Here is a 14,049-nt window from a genome sequence, read left to right as displayed (position 1 = left end):
GTGACTTGCGGGAAATCGTTGCAACCGTCCGTGCGTTGGTACCGCCCAAGGCAAAATAGTCACGCTGGCAACGACGTCTTGGAATGACCGGTTACTCAGCGACCTTATCGTTGGCCTGACGATCGTGGCGCTGGGCACCTCGTTGCCGGAAATGGCCGCCTCTGTCATCGCGGCGCGCAAAGGTGAGCACGACATTGCCATCGGCAACGTCGTGGGCTCCAACATGTTCAACCTGTTGGCGGTGGTTGGCATTGCCGGCAGCATTTCCCCCATGCCTACCCTGTCCCCCGATATCATAGGCCGCGACTGGCCCGTGATGATGACTTTCACGGCTGGACTACTTTTGATGGCTTATGGCTTTCGCAGCCCAGGACGGATCAATCGCATGGAGGGTGTTGTGCTGTTACTGGCCTTTGCCGCCTACAACATCTGGCTCGTCACAACCGTTGTCCAGAGTTCATAGTGTCCGTTCTCGATTCAGGCAGAGGCTCTCGCTATCACGGTGGCTATCCACCCTTGACCGTACTTGAATGAGACCACCCGAACCAATCTCCCGCATCACATTGCCCGCCAGCCGCGCAAAGTTGCTCGCCTTTGCGGCACTGTTTATCATCCTCAGCGCTGTCGTTCCGCTGACGATCCATCAGGAACTCGATGGTCAAGTCGATCATTTATGGCGAGAACTGCTCAAACCGCGACTTGTCGTTTCGGCTGTGGCGTTGCTGTGCGTGTTTTACCTGAGCGACGCCCTGCGATTATGGTTCACATTGCGCGCGCTCGGCGAACATCCTCCCTTCCGAGTGATGCTGCCGCTCGTATTTATCAACGTGTTGTTTTCGGGTGTCACGCCCATGGCCACCGGCGGCGGCGTAATGCAGATCTGGCATCTCCACCGGCATGGTATTCGTATCGGAGCGGCCACGGCCGCCACTACCCTGCGCACATTGCTTTCCACGCTGATGATTTTCCTGCCAGCACCGCTGGTACTGATCAGTCTCGATGAACTCGTTGGCAGCTCTTTCGCCGGCCAGTGGAGCCCCTGGCTGGGCCTATTCGCCGCGCTCTATCTCGCTTTTTTCGTGCTTCTGCTCTGGCGACTGCGCTGGTTTATCCACGCTGCCACCGCGATGCTGGCTCTGGCTCACCGGATGCATCTGATCGGCTCGTCACGCCAGCGACGCTGGCGGTTCCGTCTGCGCCGGGAAATGATCCGCTTTGGCTACAGCTTCCGCGCGTTTTTCAAGGGAAGACCCGCTGACCAGCTGCTGGCGCTCGTGTCGACGGCCATCTTCCTACTTTCTCTGTTTTCTTTTCCCGCGCTACTGCTCTGGGCGCTGGGCTACCGCATAGACTACTCTCTGGTTCTGGCGGCCATGCTCGTCAACACGTTTGCAATGTACTTCGCGCCCACACCTGGAGCCGCCGGTGTCGCTGAGGGGATTTTCGCGGTTCTCTTCGCCTCGCTCGTGGGATCCGGGGACCTTCTGATCCTCACCCTGGGCTGGCGCTTTCTCACTGTCCACCTAGGGATGCTGATCGGCGTACCCGTGACCCTGTACGAAATCGGACGACGGCGTCGTCATGCGAAGTAAGGCCCTTCGCTGGCTCTACTGGCTCAGCCTAGCCCTCGCGAGCACGTTAGTGATTTACAAAATCTACCTCAACTTCTTTGAGGTGGATTTCGCCGCCGAGCACGCCGTTCAGGTGGAGAACCTGGAAGCCGTCCTTGAGGGGCGTCAAGCCTTTAGTTTTGCGGTCGTCGGCAATATCAGTAACTCCGTCGGCATATTCGAACGCAAGATCATCCCCCGGCTGAACCAGAGTGGATACGACTTTGTGGTGTCTGCCGGAAACGCCGTATCCAGCGGCGGCGAGGATAAATACCGCGCTGTCTACCGCACATTGGCACGACTCGATATGCCCTATGTACTGACCTTCGGCCCTCAGGAAGAAAGTCGGCTGGGCGGCTTTCGATTCTACGACCACTTTGGTCCCTTGCACTTCAGCTTTGCGGCGGGCAATAGTCGATTCGTCTTCATTGACAGCACCGGCACTACGGATTTCGGCTGGCAACAACGCTGGCTGGAGGAAGAACTGGCGGCCGCAGACGAAACCAATGTGTTTCTTTTCAGCGCACATCCACTCTATCCGGTCGAGCGATCCGGCTTGTTCGATCCGCCGACCGAATATCTGTTCGAAGAAGCTGAGCGCAAGCCCTTCAGAGATATGATCGAAGGCTCCGGGGTGCGCGCAGTATTCTCAGCTACCTTGCCGCAGTACGATCAGCAACATCATGGCGGTACTGCCTATATTGTCACCGGTGGCGCCGGCGGGCTGGTCATTAATAACGAGCGCAGCCACTACCATTTTGTATCAATCCACGTCGAGGGTGATCAGTTCTTCATCCGGGAGCAGCGACTTCAGTTCGGCCAGCATCCGTTATGGCTGACCCTGGAAAGCTTCTGGTTCTTCATCCATTCATTGTTCTACGTGGGCTACCTGAATTTTATCCTGCTGGTCAGCCTGCTCATCGCCCTGGCGCTTTGGCTGCACAGTCGGATCTTTACGGACACAGACTATTATCCCGACTTTGATGTCGATCCCGATGAATTTAAAGACGCCACCTTGCGTGTCGCCATGTTTACCAATAACTACCTTCCCTTCGTTGGCGGCGTCCCCATATCCATACAACGATTGCATCGGGGACTGGTGCAACTCGGACACAGTGTACTGATTATTGCGCCCCGCTACCCCGGTGCTGATACAGAGAACTCCAAGGTGCTTCGTGTGCGAGCACTTCTTCCCCTGGGCAGGCACAGGGAGTTTCGTCTGGCCAATGTTTTCTCAGTCAGCATGTACTGGCAAATTTACCGCTTTCGTCCCGATATTATCCACGTTCACCATCCATTCTGGCTCGGCAGCGCCGGCCTGTTCATAGGGCGACGCCTGGGTATTCCCGTGGTGTACACGTACCACACACGACTGGAGCATTACGCCCACTACGTACCCCTGCCGGGCCCGCTGTTCCGCAACCTGGTGTCGCACGCTGTTGTTCGCCGTTTCGCCAATCGCTGTGATGGCGTTATTGTACCGACGGAATCTGCAGAGGAGTATCTGCGCACCATTGGGGTCAGGCGCAGGGTGCTGGTGCAACCCACCGGCATCGATATCGACCGATTGCGTAGCGTTCAGAAAGATGCCGTTGAGGAACTGCGGAACAAGTACGCACCGAACGGTGAACGTATCCTTGTCAGCATTTCCCGATTGAGCAAGGAAAAGAATATCGACTTTCTGCTCGACGCCATCAGAAAACTGAAGAACGACAGCAATCACGCGTTTCGATTGCTGGTTATCGGCGATGGCCCGGAAAGGAACCGGATCGAAAGCAGAATCCGCCAGCAGGGTTTGCAGGACGCTGTGATCTTACTTGGCACTATCGCACCCGACGAGATGCCGCTCTACTGCCGGGCAGGTGAGGTGTTCCTGTTCGCCTCGCGCTCCGAAACCCAGGGCATGGTGATAATCGAAGCCATGGCGGCAGGAATGCCAGTGGTGGCAGTGCGGTCAAGCGGCATAGATGACATCGTCGAAGACGGGGTCAACGGCTTCAAGACGCCACTGGATATCGCCCGATGGTGCGCTCGGATTGAGCAGATACTTGAAGATCCGCGCCTGTACAAGCGACTCTCTGCGACCGCCGTGACCACAGCAGAGACCTACAGCATCGCCCGTTTCAGCGACAGCGTAAGGCGATTTTATGCCACCATTATCGCCACTCGGCAATTTACTGGTCGCCACGCCGACGAACGGCCTGCAAACAAAAACACCAGATATCGTGCAAAGGAATGACGCATCGACCAACAGACCGTCTATCCCGCTGACGCCTGTCTAAGCGTCTTCCAGCCACTCAATAATAGCGCGCGCCCCACGCTCTGTCGCCGGCACGTCGGCCTCGTCGAACGTCGATCGCAACAGTTCACGTTGCACTGAGCAGTAGATACGCTGATGTTTGTCAGCCGCGCTGGCAAGAGCCTCGGGAAGGTCCTGAAGGCTGCCAATAACCTCCCCCATGCGCTGGTGCACGCGGTTTGCCGGATCTTCACTCGCGCCGGCATCTATGAAAATACACGGTCTTTCACAGCGTACAAATTCATAGACCTGGGAGCTGACATCACCCAGATAGATATCGGCCGCTCTGGTATACGTCATATCAAAGCTGGCGGTGCTTCCCGTGTCGACATGTAGACGGGGATGACCGAAAAATCGCCTGAGGGAGCGCGCCCCGTGACGCAGACCTCGGGCGTAAAGCAACACATGCGGCGCAAAGATCAGATTATATTCATCCTGGTCCGCAAAGAATTCCAGCACCTGCATACCAAACTGGCGCCACGACGATTCCCGGTTGCTGAAGTGCGGATTGTAGAGAACCACCGGCTTGTCGTCCTTGAAAAACTGCTGCCCAACGTCAAGCTGATCCACCACATCGAATTTGGGGTAGCCAGTAACCGCCAAACGATTCACAGGAATGCCGAGTTCTCCTGCCAACCGATCCCTGATCTTGGAGCCGGGGCATAGTATGAGATCAAACTCCTTGTGCCTCTCATCAAAGCCGATACTCCGGTCTCCAGCTCCGTGATGAGTATAGACAAGTTTGAGATTGGAAAGCTCCGGGAAACCTCTCAGCTTGAGGCTGTTGGCCTCAGGGACCACCACCACGTCAAACTTGCGGAAAAGGCGCCGACTGAACCACCGGATCGCATCTTTCTCGGCCAGCTTGACCGGGCGCATTGCCGACGTTACCACGCGAACCAACCACGGCACATGGGCCCGCGCGAAAGAAACCCGGTGCCCCGGATAGAGGCGGGCTATCCGATGGACGGTCTCTTCAATCGCCAGCGAAGCGCTGATGATCACCACCCTCAAATGTGGTGCCATCAGCGATAACTGAAAAGCCAGGGGAGCGCCGTGATAGACCTGATGGGCCGCTACATGATTGAAGAAGAAAGCGATGCGGGTCGTCGACCTCAAGGGGTTTCCTGGCTGATAAGTAGCAGCGATGTCGGAATGATAGCGGACGGTACCCACGGCGTGCCTTCATTGCAACCAACCACCTGTTCTGAACCTAAAGTCCCGGCCTGTCACGGATGAAGAACGAAGCGCTATGCGCAAACATTTGAACCAACCTCGGCCCAACGATTGAATCGCATCGGAACGCAATACTTTTACAATGTGCAGAACGAAAGCGCTTTCACACGTGAGCTATCTATCTAAGTGGTCTTCGGCTGCCCAACCAGTTCTTTTAGGGCATGATAGCGCAATAAGCCAGCGCTGAGCATGACGTGAATCGATACATTAATTTGCGCTGCATCTAAGGCGCGGTAGCTGAAGAAAGCCTCCAGCCGTCGGACAGCACAGGATTAAGGTCGACATTGAGGCCTTGCCGTCAGAGGCTACTCCGCACCTCCCCCGCAAAGTGCGAACTCATGGCCCCCCTCCCCGACAACGCCTCACCAGCGCCTTAAGATAGCCAGCCCGGACCTCATCCGCCATCCAGGCATCTGTCCACTTATCGATGACGAGATAAGCATCCGCTGGATCGAGATAGCTGAGCAGGCGCAGCGCCCTTTTCTTTATATCTTTCTGCAACCAGTCGGGGGATCGTAAGTACTCGCCCGCAGCGCGTTATTTGACCTGCCGCTGTGTGGTAGTCGGTGTGGTTGTTGTAGTTGTTAATGAGTGAAAGTCTGTAGTAGGTAATGTTTCCAGATTTGCCGGACGCGGCGTGCCGTATCCGGCGTGACCGCTTCCGGCAAAGCCGTATGCGGTACCTCGGAAACGATGTAGGTTCGGTCGCGCATGCGTCCGCGGGAAGCCCGTGTGGGCTCGAAGGACACGTAGCCGTCAGCGCGCAGTTACCGCAACAGCTTGTAGCAGCCGTCGCGCCTGAGATCACCGCGTTTCTTCAGGTCATTGACCCGCACGCGCTAGTCATCGGGACGCGACAGCAGGTAGGCCAGCAGCCCGCGTGCCGCCCAGGACAGGCGCCTGTCCTCAATGTTACAGGACTAACACAACCTAGCCTGATCTCGCCGGTTCAAAAAGCTGTTAGCGGGCCAGTGCTTCAACAAGGACCATTCCGCTGCGCGAATCAGCAAAAGCACTATTTATTTATTGGTAGGCAGGTTGGTAGGTTGGTAGGTTGGTAGGTTGGTAGGTTGGTGGCTTTTTGTATCGTAGGTTATTGTTTTTATTGAGGTAATGGCGGTGAGGGAGGCCACCAGATAGTGATCCTAACGTTCTGTTTCTATTAGCTTTTTTATCTCATATATCTGACTTGAAAGCATTTTTTTGTTTCGCGCCTGTTTCATATTGTCGCTCTTCGTCGCATCCAATGCTATTATTTTTGGTAGGCAGGTTGATAGGTTGGATCGGCGCACCGAGTTCGGATCCTGCTTCGCACAAATCGCATAGAGCGTCTCCGATTAATCACTACCCAACGCCGAATATATGTAACTACGTCGGGAAAGCAAGTTAACGAGGAACGGGCATGCCGCGTAGAGCGAGAGCGTTGAGTGCTACCGAAGTTCGACGCCTTGGGCCCGGTGTCGGAGGCGATGGCAATCCCTACAAATCCATGCACCCTGTCGGTGGCGTTCCAGGTCTGCTGATACAGGTCACCCCAAGTGGCAGCAAGTCCTGGCTTCTGCGGACGCTGATCGGTGGCAGGCGGAGGCATATTGGCCTGGGTCCCTACCCTGCCGTAAGTTTGGCGGACGCACGCAGGAAGGCTCAGGAAGCGCGTGACACAATCTCGCTGGGGGTGAACCCCATCGACTCCAGGAAGGAAGCCAGGAAAGCACTGCTTGAGGTCCAGCGGACCACGGTCACCTTCGCTGAGGCAGCCGACCGATTCATCGCTATCAAGGAAAAGGAATTCCGTAACGCTCGCCAGTCCAAGCAATGGCGATCCAGCCTGGAAACCTATGCGAATCCCCATATGGGTACGGTGCCTGTGCGTGCAATTACTCGCGAAGACATTCTTGCGGTGCTGCGTCCCATCTGGGAAGAAAAGACTGAGACTGCAACCCGCGTTCGCGCTCGCATGGAAAATATTCTCGACAGGTGCGCCAGGGAAGGCTACAGGGATGGCACCAATCCAGCGAGCTGGAAAGAGTCTCTGAGGGGCGCTCTTCCGGAGGCTGGGAGGATCCGCACGCGCCGGCACTTCAGGGCGCTCCCCGTCCGTGAGGTGCCAGCGTTCGTCGCAAAACTCCGTGATCGCAAAGGTGAGGCAGCCCCTGCCCTTGAGTTCATGCTCCTTACTGCTGCCCGGTCATCCGAGGTCATTGGTGATAAACGGCTTGGAAAGCTTGGCGTGACCTGGAAGGAGCTCGATCTGGAAGAAAAGCTCTGGCGTATTCCTGCCGAAAAAATGAAGTCGGGGAAAGCTCACACGGTTCCCCTGCCCCCGCGGGCGTTAGAAATAATAGGCGCGGCGCAAAGGGGTCATGAGGCAGTTTTCACACAGCGGGGTGAAATTCCTTCCGACAACTTTCTACGGTCACTTGTAAAACGCATGGGCTATGACTTTGACCCCCATGGTCTGCGGTCCAGCTTTAAGGACTGGGCAAGGGAACACACGACGTATGCTGATGAGGTTTCCGAGCTGGCGTTGGCGCACGTCAATAGTGATGCGACTCGCGCAGCCTACGCCCGCTCCGAACTCGTGGAAAAGCGAAGAGAACTCATGATCGACTGGCAGCGATACTGCGATGCTGTGACGTCCGCCGGCAAAGATTCGGCCGCTGATGAATAAGGAGAATCAGGCATTACATTTTAACACTGCCCTGTTCAGTCGGGCTTAACGCGGATAGTTCCGGCGTACATGCACACCTCTTGACGCCAGTTTTCGGTGTCAGAATATATTCGGCAAATTATATGCCGAGATGGATCGGGTTTTAACTTGCCGTTTTTATCCAACCTCGAGCTCCTTGAACGTGAGCAGCGTAAAAATCGCGACGCAGGGAGCCGTGTTTTAATGGCGAATCTGACGCACGTTCAATGCAACATCCAACGGCCTGCATAACTTATTAGGACGACACGTCATGCCAGAAACCGTAACTCCGATCCGGCTGGTCAAGGACAGGACTTTGGCCGTCGCACTCGATGTTGATCGCTCGACAATCTGGCGCTGGGTTCGCGAGGGCACGCTGCCGCCGCCAATGCGTATAGGGCCGAACTCAACAAGATTCGATCTTCGCGCATGCCTCGATGCTATACAGAGAGGCGAGCGCGAGGCCGCCAAGCCATAATCTCCATGCCCTCGACCTGGCGTAGATCTCTTGCCATTTTCTAACACCTGATAGGTATAGGAATTTGTGCACAGACCGTGCGCGTCTTATTAGCGCCATTTTTAAAAGTCTGTTACGTGCACCAATCATCATTACCGATATTTCATATCCGAGCTCCTGGCAAGAGTGCCGGCTTTGAAACAAAACCGCTTGAGGAGAATGAATCCAGCCTTTCTCGATTTGACCAATCCCAATGGGTGTAAAGTCCGCTACCGGCTACCCGCCATCAGCGCGGGCACAGCGTGCGTTCCGTTATAGGCTCCTCAGTGGTCGCGGAATCTCACGATGAAAGACTTTCCCGGGGAACTACAGGTGGCCCTCACACAGCGAGCAGCGAACGACGACCGGAAAGAAACTCCCTGAATTGGACGTCCGACATGGGTTTTCCAAGCCAGTAACCCTGAATAATCTGGCAGCCGAGTCTCGCCAGGCAGTCAGACTGCGCCCGGGTTTCGACGCCCTCCGCGATCGTGCCCAGACCCAGGTTCCGCGCCAGGCCGATGATCGCCCGAACGGAGGACGCCTGAACGTTGTCCTGCGGTAGTCCCTGAACGAACGACCGATCGATTTTGAGATTGTTCACCGGAAGGAGGTTCAGGTAGCTGAGGGACGAATAGCCAGTGCCGAAGTCGTCGAGGGCGATTGTCACACCCATGGAAACCAGCGCCTGCATCTGGCTGGCGACTGATTCCCGAGCGCTGATGGCGACGCTCTCCGTGATTTCCAGCTCCAGCTGCGAAGGCGACAAACCTGAGTCAGACAGGACGCGTTCAACGGTCAGCAGCAGATTGCTGTGCAGCATCTGCCGCGCCGAGACATTCACAGAGACTGCCAGCGGCCGGCCGTAATACTGCGACCATCGCGTGCACTCCCGACAGGCCTGGAGCATGACCCACGCACCGATCTCAACTACCAGGCCGTCATCCTCGGCGACGGGAATGAAGTCCGCGGGCGACACCTGCCCCAGCTCCTCGTGCTGCCATCGTACCAGGGCTTCCGCCCCGGTTATCAATCCGCTTTCCAGGTGCATCTGCGGCTGGTAGAAAACACGAAGCTCGGACCTGGCCAGCGCGTTCTTGAGTCCCTTCTTCAAGGTTTGGCGGTATTGGTGTCGCAGCTCGAGGTCGCGGTCAAATACCACAATGCCATCACCACCCAGATGCTTGGCCTCGTTCATTGCAAGGTCAGCCCGACGCAGGATTTCATCAATCGCGTAGGTATCGACATCGCTGGCAACAACGGGCTCGGTGATCCCTGTGCTGAGTGAAAGGTACAGTTCATGCCCGTTGGCGTGGCAGGGCTCCTTCATCGCGGCTGATAGCCTCTCGGGTACTCCAGGTTTCTCTGCGTGGTCATGGTAGACGAGAGCCAGGAGATTGGCATCGAATCGGTACAGGGTCGCCTGTGCGTCTGGCACTGCGGCAATGGCATCCGTCAGTCGCTCGACGACCGATTGTACGGCGGCATCGCCAAGACTGTGCCCGCCGCGGTTGATCACTTCCTGGAAATGGTTGATTTTCAGGGTGGCAATCCGGATCCCGCGGCCGGCATGGGCGACTCGTCGCTGGACATCCCGCTCGAATGCCGCCCGATTCGGAACGCCTGTCAGCCCGTCATGGAAGGCCAGATACTGCAGCTTCTGTAACGCGAGCTCCCGCTCGGTAATGTCCTCCAGAAAGACGTGATGCTCCTGCCATCGCTCCAGCCAGTGCAGACCAATATGAATACAGCGGTCCGCCAGTCGATAATCCGCGGTGACAAACTCACCTGTGGACCTTGCCCTGGCAATCAGACCCGCCAGGTCGGGAGGCAGTATGCGGCTAGCGCTCGTGCGGAAGATGTCGTTGGCCATTCGGGTAGTGCTGGTGTTGGTGTAGCTCACCGAGCCGTCGCTGTCGAGTGCAAGTACCGGGCGCGGGTTCTGCTCGGGGAAGCTTGCGAGCCTGTGCTGTTCCTCCATCGCCGCAAGGCGACGGGCATTCGTCCACACCATCACCCCGGCAGCGATCAACGAGGCCAGCCCCAGTGCGGATATCAGAAGCAGGGTTCTCTCGATTTTTTGCAGGGATTCCCGGGAGGCGGCGGTGATTCGTCCACCGATCCAGCTGCCCAGACGAAGACTATCCTCATCCAGCTGCCTGACCACCGGATCCATCTCATCGAGGATCTCCCTCGCCAGGTCCCAGTCGATGGGCGTCTGCCGCATAACAGCGTCGAGCCTTGTCGAGATCGTGAGCAATGAATCAACCAGAGCTCCGATCGAGCCGAGGCCGGGCGCACGCGGGATTTCCGCTTCGATGGCTCTGTAGGTATCGGACAAAGCGCCGAATTCCAGTGGGAACTGCTCGGCGAACAGGGCACTGTCCGCCGTCAGATAGTAGTTGTAAAGGGTCATCTGCGCCTTGAGCATCTTCACGTTGAGCTGCTGTATGCTGACCAGCAGGGGAAGGTCTTCGTCCGCAAGGTACATGACGTTGTCGCGACTTTGCTGCACTGTTCTGTGGCTGAGCAGTGCCAGGACCACCAGCACACACAATGCCATGCCTACCGCAAGCCAGCCTCGGGTCCTGAGCTTTGGTAATCTGCTTTTGCGCATACTCAGACCCGCCTCCCGGCTTTACCTAGATTGACACGGCCCAGTCCGGCAGCCAGGTGAGCGCCCATGACTCCAGAGCCTTGTCCCAGCCGGTCAGTACGAGAACCGCCAGCAGCAGGAGCATGCCACCGAGGATGTGCTTGCCACGGCTGGCACCGGAGAGCAGGCCCGGGCGCCAGCGCTGCAGCAGGCGCGCCGAACCGATACCGGCAAGAAGCAGGGCAGACGCCGTACCAAGACCAAAAAGAAACATCACGGCGAACGCGGCGAGCATGTCCTGCCCCAAAGACGCCAGCGCGATCGCGGCTCCGAGCGTGGGACCCACGCAGGGCAACCAGACCAGTCCCACCAGCATGCCGACTCCGAACTGCCCAGCACCGGAAGATGGTGTATCGGCATTCGGGGAAAACCCGGCCATCAGCTTCGACAGCTGCAGCGTGACCCAATCCCCAAGGGGCTGGTATAGCAGAGGCAGGGCGACTATGAGCAGCATCACGGCGGCAAATTCCCGCAGGATTTCCAGACCCAACCCCAGGTTCAGAAGCACAAAGGACAATATCGAGCCGGCCAAAGCGAACGACAGACTGAGCCCCAGAGCCAGGAACAGCGGGCCATAGCGACTCCTCGTGCCGGCCGAACTCATGACGACCGGTACCAGGGGCCACACGCAGGGGGAAAGAATGCTGAGCACACCCGCGATGTAGGCGAGCGGGTAAGACGCCAACTCGATATTCACTGCGCCGCGGCGTCCAGGCGACTGAAGATTTTGTCGGGATCAGTTTCTGCGACACTGAACCAGAGCTGCTCATTGCCGCGGTAGAGCAGAAACGTCGATTGCCGCGGGGCGCGGAAGTGTCGGACCCACTCTTTCTGGTCATCAAAATCGATGACGAGTATCTTCAGCTCGGACTCCGGTCTTTCTTCCTGATAGCGAGCGAGAATCTTCTCCTGCCGCGCACAGGTGGGACACCACTTCGCCCAGACATCGAGGAGGATCAACGCCTCTTCAGCCTGCAGCGCCTCAAAGCGCTCCTTCGTAAATGGCTCACGTTCAACCGCAGCAAGGGCCGCTGAGGACAACGCGAGGACAACGAGCAGTATAGACCGGAAACCGTTTCTCATTGAGAGCACTCCTCTGTGTGGATGGCACAGAAGAGATGCCGCATGCCGCGGAATGTTACAGATTACACGGCGATTTCAGACGGGCACCTCACGCCGGGATACGCGCGTGTCACTGTCGCAGTCACCGCTGACCGGAAATCCAGTATCCCAGCAAGCCGCGAGAGGCCGACGTCGCCTCTCCGATTTCAAGATGTGTTGCGCCCCGATCCAGCAGGTCGCGCTGAAGCTGCGAAAGTCTGGCGTCATCCAGCGCGGCATCCACCATTGCCTGCAGCCGCAGCGCCTGCGCCTCGAGCCGCGCCTCCAGATCGGACGCCTGCTTCAGCAAATCGGACAGGGAATACTTCAGGCGCCCTGCCGGGATCTGCCGAACGGCGAGGAAAAGACGCGTTACAAGGTCCGTGTCTTTCTCATTGGCGAAGTGCTCTTCCAGGCGAGTCAGCGTATCCGAGAAACGATCGATCTCGGTTCTTGCCAACTGAAGGGCGGCATCGGCAGCGGCCGAGCCGGTGGCCTCCAATGTCTGAGCGTGCATCATCGCCGGCAGCAGGCGCCGCAGATCCTGAAAGAGCGGGCTTTCCAGCAGTGTCTGTGCCTGCCTCTGCTGCAGTACATTGCGTGCTTCCAGAGTTCCGCCTGATGCATGGACAAGAAAGCGGAAGCGGCCGTCAACTTTGAGTGCCCGCAGAACCTCAGCCACGCTGCGCCGCATGTCTGAATATTCAAGCGCGTACTGGCCCACAACGGCGTCAAAACAGTCATCGCCAAACGGAAGCTGTTCCATGGCAACACCGGGATGGAAGGTAATCGACTGAAGCCCCTCTTCGGAACTCACAAACGTCGTCGGATCTATCTCGGCGACGTCAACCCCATGGACTTCTGCAAATGAACCAAGGGCCTCCCGGGCGAGCAGGGCCAGCGCACCGTTTCCGGTCCCGATATCCAGAACAGCGGCGTCTGCTGGCAATTGACCGAAAAAACCTCGCCATGCCTCATCGAGTGAGGAGCCACCGGAGACCGGATAGACCGGCGCACAGGCGCGCAGATTGTCAGCCTGCCAGAACAGGCTCCACGCCCAGTCCGCGTGCTTTTTTCGCCCCTCACGCACTGGCGGCTTGCATAGGCTTCTTGTCCTTCGGGTGTGCGAATCGCGGCACGTCGACATGCCCCGCCCCGACAAGCTCGCCGGCTTCCCATACGCACCAGTCGCCGGGCGCGAAGGTTCGCCAGCCCTCGTCGTAGGTGAGCGGCGACGTCGCCACCACGGATACAACGTCATGCGGCGTGGTTTCTGAGCGGAAATCCACCTTGATATCGCCGTCACGCAGGGTCGCCGGCCGAAACGGTGCCCGACGGGTAATACAGGCCAGTTTGGTACTGCAGAAGCTGAACAGCCACAGCCCGTTCGAAAGAATGATGTTGAAGACGCCAGTCTGCGCGTGCTGTGCGCAAAACCCGACAATGCGCTGCACCAACTGCTCCCGGTCAAGCGCATCTACCCCCTCCTCCAGCATTTCGTTGAGCAGGCAGCAGAACAACGCTTCGCTGTCGGTCTGGCCAACGGGTCGGTAACGCTGTGCCATGCCGCAATCCGGCAGGTGAAAACCGGGCAACTGACCGTTATGCGCGAAACTCCAGTAGCGCCCGCCGAACTCGCGAACAAAGGGATGGGTATTCTCCAGCGCGACACTGCCGACGTTGGCCTGGCGAATGTGGCACATGGCCACCGTGCTCTTGATCGGGTAGCGCGCGAGCAGGTTGGCAACTTCGGAACTGACACTGGCGCCAGGGTCGTGAAAACTGCGAATGCCGATACCTTCGTAGAAGATCACGCCCCAGCCGTCCTTGTGTGGGCCCGTGCCGCCGCCGCGCTGGCGCAGGCCGGTAAAGCTGAAACACAGATCGGTTGGCACATTGGCGCTCATGCCCAACAGTTCGCACATGCAGACCTCCTGCGCAGTGGCCGCTATCACGGGAATC

The 14,049-nt window shown here is 57.7% G+C and carries 10 protein-coding genes; 4 read left to right on the top strand and 6 right to left on the bottom strand.

Annotated elements, in window-relative coordinates:
• The first annotated feature begins 124 nt into the window (after window positions 1-124).
• The 3 genes from EV688_RS03995 to EV688_RS03985 all read left to right on the top strand — a co-directional run bounded on the left by EV688_RS03995 (window position 125) and on the right by EV688_RS03985 (window position 3,849).
• Complete coding sequence (locus tag EV688_RS03995) at window positions 125-463, top strand: sodium:calcium antiporter (protein ID WP_243650296.1); 339 nt, start codon at window positions 125-127, stop codon at window positions 461-463.
• Between the two features lie 67 nt (window positions 464-530).
• Window positions 531-1,592, top strand: coding sequence for a lysylphosphatidylglycerol synthase transmembrane domain-containing protein (locus EV688_RS03990; protein ID WP_117314755.1), 1,062 nt, complete (start codon window positions 531-533; stop codon window positions 1,590-1,592).
• On the top strand, window positions 1,582-3,849 hold the full coding sequence (locus EV688_RS03985) for a glycosyltransferase (protein ID WP_117314754.1): 2,268 nt from the start codon (window positions 1,582-1,584) through the stop codon (window positions 3,847-3,849). The genes EV688_RS03990 and EV688_RS03985 overlap by 11 nt, the downstream gene beginning before the upstream one ends.
• 39 nt (window positions 3,850-3,888) lie before the next feature.
• Here EV688_RS03985 and EV688_RS03980 read toward each other — a convergent pair whose 3' ends face one another.
• Window positions 3,889-5,085 carry a CDP-glycerol glycerophosphotransferase family protein gene (locus tag EV688_RS03980; RefSeq protein ID WP_131917546.1) on the bottom strand — a complete coding sequence of 399 codons (1,197 nt, stop codon included), beginning with the start codon at window positions 5,083-5,085 and terminating at the stop codon, window positions 3,889-3,891.
• Window positions 5,086-6,547: 1,462 nt separating this feature from the next.
• Here EV688_RS03980 and EV688_RS03975 point away from each other — a divergent pair.
• Entirely contained in the window at window positions 6,548-7,816 is a 1,269-nt protein-coding gene (locus EV688_RS03975; RefSeq protein ID WP_117314752.1) for a tyrosine-type recombinase/integrase, read from the top strand.
• Between the two features lie 854 nt (window positions 7,817-8,670).
• Here the strand turns inward: EV688_RS03975 and EV688_RS03965 are convergent.
• The 5 genes from EV688_RS03965 to EV688_RS03945 all read right to left on the bottom strand — a co-directional run bounded on the left by EV688_RS03965 (window position 8,671) and on the right by EV688_RS03945 (window position 14,012).
• The gene (locus tag EV688_RS03965; protein ID WP_117314750.1) at window positions 8,671-10,947 is read right to left on the bottom strand and encodes a putative bifunctional diguanylate cyclase/phosphodiesterase; all 2,277 of its coding nucleotides are present in this window, start codon (window positions 10,945-10,947) and stop codon (window positions 8,671-8,673) included.
• 25 nt (window positions 10,948-10,972) lie between these two features.
• Window positions 10,973-11,683, bottom strand: a complete 711-nt coding sequence (locus EV688_RS03960) for a cytochrome c biogenesis CcdA family protein (RefSeq protein WP_117314749.1) — start codon at window positions 11,681-11,683, stop codon at window positions 10,973-10,975.
• Window positions 11,680-12,069 carry a thioredoxin family protein gene (locus tag EV688_RS03955; protein WP_117314748.1) on the bottom strand — a complete coding sequence of 130 codons (390 nt, stop codon included), beginning with the start codon at window positions 12,067-12,069 and terminating at the stop codon, window positions 11,680-11,682. The genes EV688_RS03960 and EV688_RS03955 overlap by 4 nt, the downstream gene beginning before the upstream one ends.
• A gap of 121 nt (window positions 12,070-12,190) precedes the next feature.
• Complete coding sequence (locus EV688_RS03950; RefSeq protein ID WP_162883772.1) at window positions 12,191-13,177, bottom strand: class I SAM-dependent methyltransferase; 987 nt, start codon at window positions 13,175-13,177, stop codon at window positions 12,191-12,193.
• Window positions 13,170-14,012 (bottom strand): class II glutamine amidotransferase, encoded by an 843-nt coding sequence (locus EV688_RS03945; RefSeq protein WP_117314798.1) that lies wholly within the window; start codon window positions 14,010-14,012, stop codon window positions 13,170-13,172. The genes EV688_RS03950 and EV688_RS03945 overlap by 8 nt, the downstream gene beginning before the upstream one ends.
• Window positions 14,013-14,049: the final 37 nt, after the last annotated feature.

Origin of the sequence: Chromatocurvus halotolerans, assembly GCF_004340525.1 — a bacterium.
Lineage (GTDB): Bacteria > Pseudomonadota > Gammaproteobacteria > Pseudomonadales > Halieaceae > Chromatocurvus > Chromatocurvus halotolerans.
The sequence above is the reverse complement of the archived record's forward strand: the minus strand, read 5'-3'. Positions and strand labels throughout refer to the sequence as shown.